The organism is Mesorhizobium sp. M1252 (assembly GCF_040318265.1).
Taxonomy (GTDB): domain Bacteria; phylum Pseudomonadota; class Alphaproteobacteria; order Rhizobiales; family Rhizobiaceae; genus Mesorhizobium.
In genome coordinates this window covers 58,037-71,214 of the sequence record NZ_JAMYLX010000022.1, presented here as the reverse complement: position 1 = coordinate 71,214, position 13,178 = coordinate 58,037, and the positions used below count along the sequence as shown (strand labels likewise).

At 64.4% G+C, this 13,178-nt stretch carries 18 protein-coding genes and 3 pseudogenes; 10 read left to right on the top strand and 11 right to left on the bottom strand.

Annotation, left to right across the window (positions count from 1 at the left end; all coding sequences use genetic code 11):
* Positions 1–118 precede the first annotated feature (118 nt).
* A pseudogene (locus NKH22_RS28735) lies at positions 119–403 on the top strand (sigma factor-like helix-turn-helix DNA-binding protein); the annotation flags it as partial.
* A gap of 145 nt (positions 404–548) precedes the next feature.
* The gene (locus NKH22_RS28730; RefSeq protein ID WP_352911969.1) at positions 549–2,663 is read left to right on the top strand and encodes an EAL domain-containing protein; all 2,115 of its coding nucleotides are present in this window, start codon (positions 549–551) and stop codon (positions 2,661–2,663) included.
* A gap of 37 nt (positions 2,664–2,700) precedes the next feature.
* Here NKH22_RS28730 and NKH22_RS28725 read toward each other — a convergent pair whose 3' ends face one another.
* Both NKH22_RS28725 and NKH22_RS28720 read right to left on the bottom strand, forming a co-directional pair.
* Positions 2,701–3,201, bottom strand: a complete 501-nt coding sequence (locus NKH22_RS28725; protein ID WP_023753171.1) for a hypothetical protein — start codon at positions 3,199–3,201, stop codon at positions 2,701–2,703.
* 106 nt (positions 3,202–3,307) lie between these two features.
* A complete protein-coding gene (locus NKH22_RS28720; RefSeq protein WP_352807527.1) occupies positions 3,308–3,538 on the bottom strand; it encodes a DUF6894 family protein in 231 nt (76 codons plus the stop codon).
* A gap of 284 nt (positions 3,539–3,822) precedes the next feature.
* Between NKH22_RS28720 and NKH22_RS28715 the strand changes: the two genes are divergently transcribed.
* Positions 3,823–4,542, top strand: coding sequence for a Crp/Fnr family transcriptional regulator (locus NKH22_RS28715; RefSeq protein ID WP_023671436.1), 720 nt, complete (start codon positions 3,823–3,825; stop codon positions 4,540–4,542).
* A gap of 49 nt (positions 4,543–4,591) precedes the next feature.
* On the opposite strand, the gene NKH22_RS28710 is transcribed toward NKH22_RS28715, so the two are convergent.
* Both NKH22_RS28710 and NKH22_RS28705 read right to left on the bottom strand, forming a co-directional pair.
* Entirely contained in the window at positions 4,592–4,885 is a 294-nt protein-coding gene (locus NKH22_RS28710) for a DUF982 domain-containing protein (protein WP_023685943.1), read from the bottom strand.
* A gap of 113 nt (positions 4,886–4,998) precedes the next feature.
* Positions 4,999–5,175, bottom strand: coding sequence for a hypothetical protein (locus NKH22_RS28705; protein ID WP_023671438.1), 177 nt, complete (start codon positions 5,173–5,175; stop codon positions 4,999–5,001).
* A 241-nt stretch (positions 5,176–5,416) separates the two neighbouring features.
* Between NKH22_RS28705 and NKH22_RS28700 the strand changes: the two genes are divergently transcribed.
* A complete protein-coding gene (locus NKH22_RS28700; protein WP_023671439.1) occupies positions 5,417–5,581 on the top strand; it encodes a hypothetical protein in 165 nt (54 codons plus the stop codon).
* Here the strand turns inward: NKH22_RS28700 and NKH22_RS28695 are convergent.
* Positions 5,578–5,943, bottom strand: coding sequence for a VOC family protein (locus NKH22_RS28695; protein WP_352807529.1), 366 nt, complete (start codon positions 5,941–5,943; stop codon positions 5,578–5,580). The two genes, NKH22_RS28700 and NKH22_RS28695, sit on opposite strands and share 4 nt — an antisense overlap.
* 83 nt (positions 5,944–6,026) lie before the next feature.
* A complete protein-coding gene (locus NKH22_RS28690; RefSeq protein WP_352807530.1) occupies positions 6,027–6,584 on the bottom strand; it encodes an RBBP9/YdeN family alpha/beta hydrolase in 558 nt (185 codons plus the stop codon).
* Positions 6,585–6,668: 84 nt separating this feature from the next.
* Here NKH22_RS28690 and NKH22_RS28685 point away from each other — a divergent pair, with 84 nt between their 5' ends.
* Both NKH22_RS28685 and NKH22_RS28680 read left to right on the top strand, forming a co-directional pair.
* Positions 6,669–7,172, top strand: coding sequence for an Lrp/AsnC family transcriptional regulator (locus tag NKH22_RS28685; RefSeq protein ID WP_023671442.1), 504 nt, complete (start codon positions 6,669–6,671; stop codon positions 7,170–7,172).
* 144 nt (positions 7,173–7,316) lie between these two features.
* Positions 7,317–7,730, top strand: coding sequence for a DoxX family protein (locus NKH22_RS28680; protein ID WP_031203112.1), 414 nt, complete (start codon positions 7,317–7,319; stop codon positions 7,728–7,730).
* 22 nt (positions 7,731–7,752) lie between these two features.
* Here NKH22_RS28680 and NKH22_RS28675 read toward each other — a convergent pair whose 3' ends face one another.
* The 5 genes from NKH22_RS28675 to NKH22_RS28655 all read right to left on the bottom strand — a co-directional run bounded on the left by NKH22_RS28675 (position 7,753) and on the right by NKH22_RS28655 (position 10,279).
* Positions 7,753–8,058: a hypothetical protein gene (locus NKH22_RS28675; RefSeq protein WP_023671444.1), complete on the bottom strand. Its 306-nt coding sequence runs from the start codon at positions 8,056–8,058 to the stop codon at positions 7,753–7,755.
* Between the two features lie 94 nt (positions 8,059–8,152).
* The gene (locus NKH22_RS28670) at positions 8,153–8,422 is read right to left on the bottom strand and encodes a hypothetical protein (protein ID WP_352807532.1); all 270 of its coding nucleotides are present in this window, start codon (positions 8,420–8,422) and stop codon (positions 8,153–8,155) included.
* Positions 8,423–8,536: 114 nt separating this feature from the next.
* Positions 8,537–8,731, bottom strand: coding sequence for a hypothetical protein (locus NKH22_RS28665; RefSeq protein ID WP_023689866.1), 195 nt, complete (start codon positions 8,729–8,731; stop codon positions 8,537–8,539).
* 42 nt (positions 8,732–8,773) lie between these two features.
* Positions 8,774–9,217: a Ros/MucR family transcriptional regulator gene (locus NKH22_RS28660; RefSeq protein ID WP_023671447.1), complete on the bottom strand. Its 444-nt coding sequence runs from the start codon at positions 9,215–9,217 to the stop codon at positions 8,774–8,776.
* 246 nt (positions 9,218–9,463) lie between these two features.
* The gene (locus tag NKH22_RS28655) at positions 9,464–10,279 is read right to left on the bottom strand and encodes a class I SAM-dependent methyltransferase (protein ID WP_352807534.1); all 816 of its coding nucleotides are present in this window, start codon (positions 10,277–10,279) and stop codon (positions 9,464–9,466) included.
* 439 nt (positions 10,280–10,718) lie between these two features.
* On the opposite strand from NKH22_RS28655, the gene NKH22_RS28650 reads away from it, so the two are divergent.
* The 4 genes and pseudogenes from NKH22_RS28650 to NKH22_RS28635 form a co-directional block, all read left to right on the top strand.
* The gene (locus NKH22_RS28650; RefSeq protein WP_352760393.1) at positions 10,719–11,144 is read left to right on the top strand and encodes a hypothetical protein; all 426 of its coding nucleotides are present in this window, start codon (positions 10,719–10,721) and stop codon (positions 11,142–11,144) included.
* The gene (locus tag NKH22_RS28645; RefSeq protein ID WP_023821209.1) at positions 11,137–11,523 is read left to right on the top strand and encodes a hypothetical protein; all 387 of its coding nucleotides are present in this window, start codon (positions 11,137–11,139) and stop codon (positions 11,521–11,523) included. Before NKH22_RS28650 ends, NKH22_RS28645 begins: the two co-directional genes overlap by 8 nt.
* Positions 11,450–12,120: pseudogene (locus NKH22_RS28640) on the top strand (terminase large subunit domain-containing protein); the annotation flags it as partial. The gene NKH22_RS28645 and the pseudogene NKH22_RS28640, both read left to right, overlap by 74 nt.
* A gap of 255 nt (positions 12,121–12,375) precedes the next feature.
* Positions 12,376–13,125, top strand: a pseudogene (locus NKH22_RS28635) (phage terminase large subunit family protein); the annotation flags it as partial.
* Positions 13,126–13,178: the final 53 nt, after the last annotated feature.

Sequence of the window (13,178 nt, the reverse complement as noted above, 5' to 3'; positions counted from 1 at the left end):
GGGGGTTTTTTTTTAATCTAATCCTGTGATATATTTGTACTGCTCCCCCTCGCCCTCGGCGCCCGGGGGGGGGGCGGGGTGGCGCCGGGGCCTGTCGGGGGGGCGGCCCCAGCCCGCCCCCCCCGACCAACTGGAGAACGTCGCCGCGCGCGAGATCATCGACGCGCTGCAGGCGATCAGCCCGGACCGCCGTGCTGCGCTGACCTTGGTCGCCATCGAGGGCTTCTCCTATGCCGAGGCCGCCGAGATGCTCGGCGTGCCGGCCGGCACGCTGATGTCGCGCATCGCGCGCGGCCGCGAGGAACTGCGCGGCCTGCTTGAGGACAATGCGCGCCGCCGCGCGATAAGGATCGTCGAGCCAGGCCCGGGCAGGGCGGTTCCAATCAGGGCGCCAATGGCATGACGAGCCCCAATCGCATGATGACGCCTTACGGCATGGTCCGGCACGATTGCAGGCCTTGTCCGCACTGTGGGCGCGGCGCACCCGGTAACGGTTTCTTCTCTGCTTGCGTGCATAGTGGCGGCGACGGAGTGAGCGAAACCAGGGCATGGCTGAAGAGAAAATACGCAACGGCGAATTCTGGGCGCTTGCGCTCGAACGCGCTCATCTCGGCGTATGGGACTGGAATATTTTGAGCGGCGACTGTTTCTATTCGCCGACCTGGTCGCACATGCTGGGTTATGAGGATGGCGAGCTTGCCAACAGCGACGACCTCTGGCTGAAGCTGACGCATCCCGACGACCGCCAGCGGGCGCTGGCCAGCGGCGAGCGGCACATTTCCGGCCTGACCGCCTCGATCGAGACCGAGCTACGCCTCAAGCACAAGGACGGCCACTGGATCTGGGTGCTGGACCGCGGCGGCATTGTCGAGCGTGACGAGACGGGCAGGCCGGTCAGGCTGATGGGCGTGCAGACCGACATCAGCCGGCAGAAAGAGGCGGAAGCCGAACTGGAGCGGGTCAATGTGCGCTTTCGCCTGGCGCTGGCGGCCAGCGGCACCGGCATCTGGCATCACGATATCGACGCCAACAAGAGCTATTGGGACGCCCGCACCAGGGAGATATTCGGCCTGGTCGCCGACACCGACGAGGTGGCTGCCGACCTTTGGCATTCCTATCTGCACCCCGACGACAAGGATGCCGCAGAGCGCGCCCATCTGGCGCCGCTTTCGACCGACGGCGTCGTCGCCGCGCAATACCGCATCGTCAGGCGCGACGGCGAAATCCGCCATGTCGAATCGCTGGTGCGCTTCATCGCGGCGCCCGAGACGGCGGGCCAGATTCTCGGCACCGTGCGCGACATCACCGAGGACAAGAAGCGCGAGCGGGAACTCGCCTACGCCGCTCACCACGATGCGCTGACCGGCCTGTTGAACCGTGCCGCCTTCGACCGGCTGCTGGCCGTGCATATCGCCACCGAGCGGGCTTTGCCGCTGGCGGTGTTCTATGTCGATCTCGACTACTTCAAGGCGCTCAACGACTTTGCCGGCCACGCCGCCGGCGACCTGGCGCTGAGGGGTGTCGCCGCCGGTATTCTGGGCTGCCTGCCGGCATCGGCGCGTGCCGCGCGCCTCGGCGGCGACGAGTTCGCGCTGCTGGTGCCCAATTGCCAATCGGCCAAGGCCGAGGCGCTGGCCGGCGCGATTCTTGCGGCGGTCCGTGACGCCGACCTCGGACTGCCGGCGACCTCGCGAAAACTCGCGGCCAGCATCGGCATCGCCTTCGTCGAGGACACCACCACCACGGTTGCCGATGCGTTGGCCTGCGCAGACGACGCCTGCTATGCCGCCAAGGCGGCCGGGCGCAATCGCTTCGCGGTGTTTTCGGCCGATGCGGCGTCGGGCTCCGGCGGCCTCAACGCGGCGCGTGTCGCCGCCGACACGGTCGACGCCATGGATGACGGGCGGCTGAAACTGTTCGGCCAGGAAATCCATCTGCTCGGCCAGCCCTGGCAGGAGAGCCGCCACGTCGAGGTGCTGGCGCGGCTTGCCGGGCGCAATGGCAAGCTGATCCCGCCCAACGAATTCATTCCGGTCGCCGAGCGCTTCGGCATTGCCTCGCGGCTGGACCGCTGGATCATCAGGACAGCGCTTTCGCAGCATGGCGCGGCGATGCGGTCAGGCGCCATCATGCTCGGCTTCAACCTGTCGGCGCAGACGCTGAGCGATCCGCTGCTATGGGATTTCGTCGACGCCGTCATCGCCGAGACCGGGGCGCCGCATTCCGGCATCGGCTTCGAGATCACCGAGACCGCGGCCGTCACCAATTTCGACGCCGCCGAGCAGTTCGTGCGCAAGGCGCGCGAGCGGCAATGCCGCGTCAGCCTCGACGATTTCGGCGCCGGCATGAGCTCGTTCGAATATTTGCGGCGCTTTCCGGTCGATCAGATCAAGATCGACGGCTCGTTCATCGAGAATATCGCGGAAAGCCGTTTCGACCGCGAGATTGTCTCGGCCATAGCGGGCATCGCCAAAAGTCTCGGCTGCGCGGTGGTGGCCGAAAAGATCGAGCAGCAGGAAGCGCTCGACATTCTGCGCGGCATGGGCGTGGCCTATGGCCAGGGTTTTCTGCTTCACCGGCCGGAGCCGCTCGAGGCGATCGTCGCGCGGGCCGGCGAACAGTCACCGGCCAGCGGACAGTCGCCGGAAAAGCGCTTCGGCTGACGGCTCTCATCGCCTCGGGCTCGCGCGACTTGTCCGGCTAACCGGCGTCGGCCTTTTCCTGCTTTCGCTGCGCCGCCTCTTTCTTGCGGCGCAACACCTCATCTGTACCGACAAGGTCCTTCGAGCCGCCGGAAATGGCGGTCGAGACGACGGCGGGCGGATCGCTGGCCGGAAAACTGTCTTCGAGGCCTGATTGCAACTGCTCCTCGAGCGTCTGCGGGTTCTCGGAGCGGCCTTCGGCGCGGCGCTCGCCAACGGCTTCGACATCGCTCTTGGTGTCGGGGTGAGCGCGGGCTTCCGATATCGTCGACACCACCAGCTCGATGGCGAACTCTTTCATCGCCTCGGCTTGCGGCCCATCGACATCGGAGTCTTCGATCAGGCGGATGAGCGACTTTTCCAGGGCGCCCAGCTCCTTGACGCCCTGACACCGCGCCAGACGCTTGGTGAGCCAACCGATCAGCGCCGGGGCAAAGGTCGAATAGGCAAGCCTGCGTGTGTCGTCGACCTGCTCGGGATGAAGCTTTTGCAAGGACATAGATGCCTCCAGTCAATCAGCCGTGCAGCTTCTGCCGCTGGCCCCTCCTTAGGAAACAGAGGGGAGGGCAAGAGGTTCCATACAGTCCTCGACAGGGTCGACGAGTTCAACTCCACAGCGACGCCATTGTCAGCGACGCTTCGAATATCTGCTCCCTGTTCTCGTTCAGCATCTTGACGGTGATCCGCCGGTGGTCGCCCTCCGGTATCTCGTCGCGCGCCACATCGTGCAATATGCGCAGCGCTTCGGCTCCCGCGCGCTCCCGGCTGGGAAAAAGCTGCCCCTCTTTGTCAATCTGGGTCTCGGCGTTGTACAAGTCGAAGTAGAACCGTTCCATGTGTGCAAGGATCCCTGCGTGAGAACGCTAAGGCGCATCGCGGTTGAAAGGACGCAGGCGACGCGCTTCAGGTCTGTGTTTTTATGCATGTCGTTGTCTCAAAATCGGGGCCATTTTTGAGCGACATGGATTAAATCCCAACCCGCACCCATGGTTCCATGCGACTGTGTCCTGAGCAGATTTCCTGCGAGGAGCCGTCGCCGTGCCGGCCGATTGCAACCGCACCCGATCTCCGGCGTTTGGCTAGGCCACGAATGTCCACGAAATCTCGAACTGGATCCTCGATGCTAGAACCGCTTTATCTCAACCTTGGCCAGCATGACGCTTTGTCCGAGCAGGAAAAGGGGCTGCTGGCCGCCGCCATGACCATCGAGATGGATTTTGCCACCGGTCAGGACATCGTTTCCGAGGGATCGAGGCCAGGCTACAGCACGCTCATCATCGAGGGTCTGGCGGCGCGCTACAAGGTGCTGGAGGATGGCGGCCGCCAGTTCACCTCGTTGCAGGTGCCCGGCGATTTTGTCGATCTGCACGCCTTTCTGCTCAAGACAATGGACCATGGCATCATCGCATTGTCGCCATGCCGGGTGATCGCCGCCGACCACAGTCGGCTAAGGACGATCACCGAACAGGCACCTCATCTCAGCCGCTTGCTTTGGCTGGACACGCTCGTCGATGGCGCCATCCATCGGGAATGGATCGTGGCCATGGGCCGGCGGTCCAAGACTTCGCATCTGGCGCATCTTGTGTGCGAGCTGTTCGTGCGGCTCCAGGTCGTCAAGCAGACCAACGGCATGAGTTTCCGGCTTCCCCTGTCGCAGGCGGAACTGGCCGATGTGCTTGGGCTTTCGGTCGTCCACATGAACCGGGTCATCGGCGCGCTGCGCAAGATCGGTGTGATCGGCTGGGCGAATTACATGGTGACCATTCTGGACTGGCAGCAACTGGTGGAAATCGCCGAGTTCGACCCGACTTATCTCAGCATGAACCGCGAGCCGAGATAGGCCATCCGCCGTTCGCCATGACATCGCCGGCAATCCGTCAGCCGGTCTTTCAACGATGCCCATCCAGCGACGCCAATTCGTCGAGCATGGCAAGGGCGGCACTTGGCTTGGCCGGCTTCAGCAAGCCCTGTTGGGCGGCGGCATTCTGGAAAGCGGCAAAGGCGATGTCCGGGCGGCAAATGCCGTTCAACGCGTCGTCCACCAGCCTGTCGGCCGCCTTGTAGGCCGCCGTCTGCTTGTTCTTCCATGTTCCGCCTAGCGCCCTCCTGGCGTCGGCGATCGACGACACCGTCATCGCGCTGCCGTCCACGAATCTGATCGTCAGGGGCAGAAAACGGCTCATGCGCTCACCATCCAAACCATTCGCGCCTCGCCCGGATCGATCTCATCACTTGCCTCCTTGAAAACGGGATCGCCATAAACGAGGAAATCACAAACTGGTTGCAGCCCGGCGAGCTACATGTTGCTTGCCGGCCAGATCGGCCGATGCGGACGATAAGGCGGCCGCGGCGCCGGCTTCAACGGGATGTCGGCGAGCGAGTTGCGGATCGGCCTGAACAGTATCGGCGAAGACGCGGCGCGGCGGTGCAATACCGCGGCTGACAATTTGGCAATCAGATTTCGAACGTCCATGGGACACCTCGAGCGCGTTGAGAGTCCCCCCATCGCGATCACCTACCACCTCACGCCCAGCATCCGCATTTAACTTTGATATAGGCCGGACGAATACGCGCCGCGCGCAATGTCTGCCGCCGAGATTCTGCCGATCCTCGGCGGCGGCTATTGAGGGCGGCGTCAGGCTGGCGGTCACGCATCCCAGCAGCGACGTCGCAGACGCTGCTGCAACCGGATGAATTTTCGTGCATTCTTGTGCATGGCCACAATGCTTCGAACCGACACGCCGGCAAAATGCTGCTCCTATTGCGGTTCGCGAGAGCATGACTACGAGGATTGTCCGAAGCGCAAAGCAGAAGCGGAGCGGCAGTGGGAAGGCCAGGCAAAGCCCGGCGCCGAATCCGAGGCGACGGCCGAAGCCTAGCTTGGCTCGAACAGCTCGATCACGTTGCCGGACGGGTCTTCACAAAGAATCTGTCGCCCGCCCGGACCTTCGACGATCTGGTTGCGGAACCCCACGCCGGCCTCGCGCATCTTAGTCACGATTGACGGCAATTGCTCGACCTCGAGCACGAAGCGGTTCCATCCGCCCGGCTCGGGTGTCCGGCCGTCCGGCATCGGCCTGGCTGCCGACGCCAAGGGACCGGCGAGCCAGAGCGAGAGGTCGCCGCGCGTCAGGATGGCCATCGCCGGACCGAATTGCTGCTTCAGCGCGAAGCCCAGATGGCTCGTATAAAACGCGATGGACAGATCGACATCGCGGACCAGATATCGGACGGACACCATTCGCAGGCTCCCTCACAAACGCCCCTCCCGAGAGATAGCTGGCGGGACAAGTCGGGGCAAGCCCGCGCGCACGCTTCGGGCGCCTACGGTGCGATTGCGTGGTCGGCCTGTTTGTCTCTCACGAAGGCCGTCAGCAGCTCCATTCCCGCCGGCCAGTCGCCCAGCCCGCTATTGCTGTTGATGTGACCAAGCGGCCCGGCGATGTGCAGTTCGCTGCCCCATTGTGTGGCTTTCTCACCGGCATAGCCGTTCGGATCATAGGGATCGTCGGTGCTGGCCACGATCAGCGAGGGGAAGCGAAGCGGCCCGCGCGGCGTATCGGCGAAGGGAATTCCGTAAGCGGGATAGACCGGCGAGGCCGGGTCGGGAACCGCAACCAGAAACGCCCCGCCGATCCGACGGCTCGACACCGCCTGCCAATGCGCGACCAGCAGGCAGCTGAGACTGTGGGCGACGAGCACCGGCGGGGTCTGTGCCTGTGACACCGCGACGTCCAGCGCCGCCACCCAGTCGTCGAAATCCGGCAGCTCCCAGCTTGCCGGGCTGAAGCGGCGCATCGCCGGGTCGGCCTGTTGCCAGCGTGTCTGCCAGTGGGCCTCGCCCGATCCGCCGCTGCCCGGCAGAATGATGAAGTCGGTCATAGAAAATCCTGTTTCTTCGCCGCAGATGATGTCCCAATCCTAGGGCTTCTCCTTGTTCGCGGAATGAGAGATCATCGGAAAGCGATGAAGAATTCCGATGGATTGAAGGTGTTCATGGCAAACGGCGATTACCGGCCACGGCTCGACCCCACCGACATGGCAATCATCGAGATCATGCAGGAGGATGGCCGCATCGGCATTTCCGAACTCGGCCGCCGCGTCGGCCTGTCCCAGCCCGCGACGTCGGAGCGGGTGAAGCGGCTGGAGGAGCGCGGCATCATCGCCGGCTACCGGGCCGCGATCGATCCCACCGCCCTCGGTCTCGGCACCATGGCCATGATCCGCCTGCGCACCACGCATGAGCACATCCAGACCTGCCTGAAGAAATTCGCGGCCATGCCGGAAGTGGTTGAGGTGCTGCGGGTGACCGGCGAGGATTGTTTTCTGGTCAAGGTCGTCGTCCCGTCGCCGCCCGACCTCGAAAGCATCGTCGACGCCATCGGCCGCTACGGCGCGGTGACGACCAATGTGGTGCTGCGCGCCGAGCCGCCGAAGCGGTTGGGGCGGGAGCTGATGGCGAAGCTCTGAGCGGGCGGCAATCAGGCTTGCCCGCAAGCGGCGGCCTTTTCAGAAGTTCTGCTTCGCCGGGAAAGAATTTTGCGGGACGATGTCGGATCGGCGGCGTCGCGCCCGTCCTTGGGGCGAAACCCCTAGCAAATCTTGGAGGACATCATGGAAACCGTTCAATCGCCGTGGCAGACTGCGGCCCTTCTCATCGCCCGCCTGACCCTGGCCGCCATGTTCGCGATGGGGGCAGCCCTCAAGTTTACGGACATGGGCATGACTGCCGGCTACATCGCCGCCGCCGGCTTCCCGTTCCCGCTGTTTCTGGCCTGGTGCGCCGCGATCCTCGAAACGCTGCTGGTGATCGCCTTGCTGACCGGAGCATTCTTCACGCCGGCTGCCCTTGTCGCCGCCGTCTATGTGGTCTTCCTCGGCTTTGCCTTCCACGGTCCGTCGCACTGGACCGGCAACCAGGCCGAGGTCGGCGCCTTCATGTCCCATTTCCCGTTCGCCGCCGGCTTGTTGTTCGCCGCCGTGCATGGACCGGGCAGCGTGCTGGCCTCGAAACTCGGCCGAGGGTGAGGCCCCGCGTCGGCAGACCGCCTCACATCTGGTCGTTGTAGGGTTCCTTCATCTGGCCGACCATGCGGGCCAGTTTCGAGAAGGACGGCATGTCCGCCTCCGGCTGGCATTGATTGGCCAGTTCAAGCAGTCGGATTGGAAAGTTGACGGCGTCGCGGTTGGACTCCGACATGCCGTCGGACCGCTCCTCGCCGGTTTCGATGGCCTCGGCCTTGCGCAACGCGATGTCGATATCCTCGACCGTGAGCAGGCCCTTGCGCACCAGCACCTGATTGATCGAAGCGACGGCCATCAGCAGGCCTTCGAGTTGCAGATTGGCGACGTTCATTGCTGTTGCTCCCATTTGGCTCACGCTCAACGCATGACCCGCTGTTACGATCCGGACGGGGATGCAAGCGATAGGCGTCGGCCGATGGCCTGCGCTACTCTTCCATCCAGCGGCGGCCATATTCGGGCCACAGCGCCTTGACCTCCCGGCTGCCGAGGCGCGGGGCGGCGCCGTCGCCATAGGCGATCGAAACACCGCTGATGTCGTAATGGGGATCGACGTCGATGACGAAGCGGATCGCGTCGCCGAGCGGCCTTCTGCCGATGACCGGATCGGCCTGGCCCTGGCCGACGCTGCGAACGCCCGAAATAGTGGCTGGCGCTTGCCGCATCCTGAACACGGATGCCATGGCTGGTTTGTCCATCCCGCTCTTCCCCGAGTTGGAGTGTAATGATTCCATAAGAGCCAGCTAATGACCAGTCGCTAGACGGCCTGTCGAAGGCTGCGTCTTGTATCCTGCAGCCGGTTGAAGAACTGTTCAGGCCAGCGGATCCGCCGCCGGCGGCCTGGCGGGAAGGCCGAGCCTTGTCCGCTCGCCGTCGGCAAACTCCTCGGCCGCTTCCTGGGCCATGAACAGATGCTGGGTCACCGTGCCATTCTCGGCAACCAGCACCGCCCATTGGCGGCGGTCGACACGTTCCACGCGAACGTCATTGGGCTCTCCGGCCACCACGATCGTCCTCCAGCAGGCGTACGGCACGGAGGGGGCGTGCCTTTACGCCTTGGTCTTGCTCTTGGCCGGCGCCTTAGCGGCCGGGGCCTCGGGTGTCCTGATGCCGAGCCCGAACTCCTTTGCCAGCTCCGAGCGCTTGGCGGCGTAGCTGGGCGCCGTCATCGGATAGTCGCCGGGCAGGTCCCATTTGGCGCGATAGGCTTCCGGCGTCATGCCATGGGCGGAGCCGAGATGACGCCGCAGCGACCTGAACTTCTTGCCATCCTCGAGGCAGTAAATGAAATTCGGCGTTACCGAGCGCTTGCGGTTGACCGCGGGCTCAGGCGCAGGTTGCGGCGGAGCAACGGGATTGTCCACGGCCGCGAGCGCTGCATTGACGCTCTCGATCAACGCCGGCAGGCTATCCGGAGGCACTGAATTGTTGCGCACGAATGCCGCGACGATGTCGGCGGTCAGATTTATATTTCGGATTTTGTCCTCAGACATGGCTTCTTTTGCCCCCTTGATGCCAAAGGGCAAATTATCAGACAACATCCGCCGACGGCATGGCACTTTAGAACATATGCATATGACTTGACGCCGGATGTGGTAGCGCTAGCATCGCCGAGTCTCCGATCGATGTCGATGTAGGAATTATTTCCTGACATATCTTGACCGGTGAGGGCAGCTATGCTAGATTTTTTCATGGTGCTGATTTGCGCCAGCAACCCGCCGCCGAGGCGGGTTTTTGTTTCATGCCGGCTTGGAAACAATAACGGCCAGTGAGGCGAGTTTTCCCTCGCTCAGGCTGCTTATGTAGTTTTTTCGCCGATGCACGAACTCGGCGCCGAGCACGATCTCATTGGCCTGCTGCTGGGCGGGCGACGGAACCATGCTGGAATTTGCCCGTTTCAACGCCAGCTCGACGTGATCGCCGGTTTCGTCGATGACGTCGTCGACCTGGAATCCGGCTGAAGCAAACAGAGCCTTCAGGGTTTCGCGGTCGACGAGATGGCTGGCCACAGCCGACACCGCCCAAGGCAAGGGATAGTGAGGCTCGCCGTCCGCCAGCACCGCCTCGGTCCAGACAAGCCTGGCCTTCGGCTTCAGTACGCGCCACGCTTGCCCGATGACCGCCGCCTTGTCGGCGATATTCATGCCGACATAGAAGCAGATCGCCGCGTCGAATGTGTCGTCCGCAAAAGGCAGCCTTGTCGCATCGGCCTCATGGAAACGCACTTTGTCGCCGAGGCCGCAGAGCTCGGTCAATCGGCGGGATGCCTCGACGAACGCCTGCGTCAGGTCGACGCCGTCGACGCTGCACCCATAGGTCGCGGCAAGGAACCGGGCCGGGCCGCCAATGCCGCTGCCGATGTCCAGAACCCGATCGCCGGCGGAGGGCGCAAGACGCGCAGCATGGTCCTGCGTGGCGATCAGCTCGCGGCCATGAAGCTGATCGAACGGATAGAGTTGTTTGGCTGCGAGGCTGCCGGCCTTTGCGTCCGGCACAGCCGACAGGATGCGCTCGACGATGCCGCCGCTGCCATAGTGACTGGTCACATCGCTCATTGCGCTCTCCGACGAGACCCAGCATCCCATCGATGCGGCCCTCGCGCAATGCGCGCCGCCGCCAAGGACGAGGCTTTGACCGGAGTAGGAATTATTTCTTATCTGCATTGACGGGTGAGGGCAGCTTTGCTATGATTTGTCCATGGTGCTGATTTGCGCCACCGACCCGCCCACGAGGCGGGTTTTGTTTTCCTGATGCCCACAATGTGCGGATATCGGATGTCGGCGGGACAGCACCCCCTCTGGCCTGCCGGCCATCTCCCCCTCAAGGGGGGAGATCGGACTGCCGCCTTGCTTTCGCCAATCGTCAGCGCTGCAAATTGGTCGCGACCCTGGAGCTGCCAATCTCCCCCCTTGAGGGGGAGATGTCCGGCAGGACAGAGGGGGGCGTGAAGGAACGCTATCCTCGGTTCATTCTGCCTTATCCGCGAGGCCTCCCTTGTCCAACCGCTATGCCACCATCATCACCGACGATGACGGCCGCGAGGTCGTCAGCGCCATTGGCGTGTTCGAGGGCGCTGCCCCGCAGGCGCGCATCGGCCGTATCGAGCCGGTCGTGCCGGGCGTGCTGACCGGCATGGTTCGCGGTGGTCCTGTCGATGCCATCGGCGGCTTCGGCTTTCCGCGCGGCGCGCACGACGCAAGGGCGATCGCCAGGGCAAGCCTGAAAGCCGCGTCTGCCGGAAAGCGCCACGCGCCGGCCGCTGATGCAGCCCGCAAGGCCGCCCCAAAACGGTCAGGGCCAAAATCGGCACGGCGCAAGTCCGGCAAGATCAAGTCCGGCAAGATCAAGCGGGCAAGGCCGGCAAAGCAGGCGAAGCAGGCAGCGACCGCCGAGCCCGCCGGGATCTCGGATCATGGCTGACCGGACGGCGCCGCGTTCTCGTCCTGGCCGCAAGGCGACTGCCGCCGCTGCCAAGCCGAAGCGGACGAAGAAGACGCTTGGCGATGATTTCCTCGACGCGGTTCGCGCCGATTTCCGCGCCCATGGCGCCGGCGTGATTGCCGCGGTCCGGGCCGACAAGCCCGACCAGTATCTGAAGATCGTGCAATCGGTGCTGCCCAAGGATCTGGCCAAGGATTTGCATGTTTTATCTGACAATCTGGAAGCCCTGAGCGATGACGAGATCCGCCGCCGCATCCGTGGCCTCGAAGCCGTCCTCGGGCCGTTTGGCGACCAGCCTGAAGACGCGCCGCCACTATCTGGCGCTGCTGCAGGAGCTGGACCGCAGGCGCAGGACTAACCAGCTTGCCGCCTACCGGCCTTATCCCAGGCAGGCGCAGTTTCACGCCGCCGGCGCGCAGAACCGGGAACGTCTGTTCATGGCCGGCAACCAGCTGGGCAAGACCAGGGCCGGCGGCGCCGAATGGGCCATGCATCTCACCGGCCGCTATCCCGCGTGGTGGCAGGGCAAGACCTTCGACGCCGCCGTCAGGCTATGGGCTGCCGGCGTGACGGGCGAGGGCACGCGCGACAACCCGCAGCGCGTGCTGGTCGGCCCGCCGCAGCAGCAGGCGGCATGGGGCACCGGCATGATCCCGCCGATGCCATCCGCCAGACCACGATGGGCCGCGGCGCGCCGGGCGCGCTCGACAGCATCGTGGTGCGCTGGGGCGGCGGCGGCGACGTGCAGGCCGATGAATCGGTGCTGTCGTTCAAGAGCTATGAGAAGGGCCGCGAAAAGTGGCAGGGCGAAACCCTGCACGGCGTCTGGTTCGACGAGGAGCCGCCGCTCGATATCTATTCCGAAGGCCTGACCCGCACCAACGCGACGGGCGGCATCACCATCGTGACGTTCACGCCGCTGCTGGGCATGAGCGACGTGGTGTTGCGGTTCTTGACGGGTGAGGTGCGCGCTCTTCCTTCCCCCCTTGTGGGAGAAGGTGGATCGGCGCGATAGCGCCGAGACGGATGAGGGGTGTTCCAGCGGAGTGACGCGTCGGCGTTCCCTGGAACACCCCTCATCCGTCGCCTTCGGCGACACCTTCTCCCACAAGGGGAGAAGGGAAGACCCGCCGCGCACCGGCCCAAAAATATCGTGTGCGAACAAAGCCATATCACGGCATCCCGAATCAATCCGGCAGGCCCCATGACCCGTCACGTCACCTTCATGACCATCGATGACGCCGAACATTATTCGCCGGACGAGCGCGCCGCGATCGTCGCCGCCTATCCCGAGCATGAGCGCGAGGCGCGGGCGCGCGGCGTTCCGGTGCTGGGCTCCGGCCGCATCTTTCCCATTGCCGAGGAGCTGATCGCCTGCGAGCCGTTCCGGCTGCCGCGCTACTGGCCGCGGATCGGCGCGCTCGATTTCGGATGGGACCATCCCTCGGCCGCCGTCGAACTCGCCTGGGATACGGAGGCTGATATCGTTTACGTCACCAAAGCAGCCAGGGCCTCGCAGCAGACGCCGGCGATGCAGGTGCTGGCGCTGAAGCCATGGGGCGAATGGCTGCCCTGGGCCTGGCCGCGCGACGGCCGCCGCGAGACGCTGGAAGGGGCGGGCACGGCGCTCGCCAGGCAATATGCCGCCCACGGCTTGAACATGCTCACCGGCCACGCCCGCTTTGCCGACGGCTCGGTCTCGGTCGAGGCCGGGCTGATGGAAATGCTCGACCGCATGCAGTCCGGCCGCTTCAAGGTGTTTTCGACCTTGCTGCCCTGGTTCGAGGAGTTTCGCCTCTACCACCGCAAGGACGGCCATGTGGTCAAGCTGCGCGACGATTTGATGGCGGCGACGCGCTACGGCTTGATGATGCTGCGGGAAGCGGTCGTCGATCCGGCGGAGTTCAAGAGTGCCCGCAAGCCGGTAGGGCAGAGCGATCCGCTGCAGGCGTTTCGGTAGCGGCATTTCGGCAATTCTCCGCCCTTGAGGCGGCATACCGGCCGGTTTCTCCA

Coding starts and splice junctions, on each gene's coding strand:
- NKH22_RS28730 (WP_352911969.1), top strand. CDS start 549: ATGGCTGAAGAGAAAATACGCAACGGCGAATTCTGGGCGCTTGCGCTC.
- NKH22_RS28725 (WP_023753171.1), bottom strand. CDS start 3,201: ATGTCCTTGCAAAAGCTTCATCCCGAGCAGGTCGACGACACACGCAGG.
- NKH22_RS28720 (WP_352807527.1), bottom strand. CDS start 3,538: ATGGAACGGTTCTACTTCGACTTGTACAACGCCGAGACCCAGATTGAC.
- NKH22_RS28715 (WP_023671436.1), top strand. CDS start 3,823: ATGCTAGAACCGCTTTATCTCAACCTTGGCCAGCATGACGCTTTGTCC.
- NKH22_RS28710 (WP_023685943.1), bottom strand. CDS start 4,885: ATGAGCCGTTTTCTGCCCCTGACGATCAGATTCGTGGACGGCAGCGCG.
- NKH22_RS28705 (WP_023671438.1), bottom strand. CDS start 5,175: ATGGACGTTCGAAATCTGATTGCCAAATTGTCAGCCGCGGTATTGCAC.
- NKH22_RS28700 (WP_023671439.1), top strand. CDS start 5,417: ATGGCCACAATGCTTCGAACCGACACGCCGGCAAAATGCTGCTCCTAT.
- NKH22_RS28695 (WP_352807529.1), bottom strand. CDS start 5,943: ATGGTGTCCGTCCGATATCTGGTCCGCGATGTCGATCTGTCCATCGCG.
- NKH22_RS28690 (WP_352807530.1), bottom strand. CDS start 6,584: ATGACCGACTTCATCATTCTGCCGGGCAGCGGCGGATCGGGCGAGGCC.
- NKH22_RS28685 (WP_023671442.1), top strand. CDS start 6,669: ATGAAGAATTCCGATGGATTGAAGGTGTTCATGGCAAACGGCGATTAC.
- NKH22_RS28680 (WP_031203112.1), top strand. CDS start 7,317: ATGGAAACCGTTCAATCGCCGTGGCAGACTGCGGCCCTTCTCATCGCC.
- NKH22_RS28675 (WP_023671444.1), bottom strand. CDS start 8,058: ATGAACGTCGCCAATCTGCAACTCGAAGGCCTGCTGATGGCCGTCGCT.
- NKH22_RS28670 (WP_352807532.1), bottom strand. CDS start 8,422: ATGGACAAACCAGCCATGGCATCCGTGTTCAGGATGCGGCAAGCGCCA.
- NKH22_RS28660 (WP_023671447.1), bottom strand. CDS start 9,217: ATGTCTGAGGACAAAATCCGAAATATAAATCTGACCGCCGACATCGTC.
- NKH22_RS28655 (WP_352807534.1), bottom strand. CDS start 10,279: ATGAGCGATGTGACCAGTCACTATGGCAGCGGCGGCATCGTCGAGCGC.
- NKH22_RS28645 (WP_023821209.1), top strand. CDS start 11,137: ATGGCTGACCGGACGGCGCCGCGTTCTCGTCCTGGCCGCAAGGCGACT.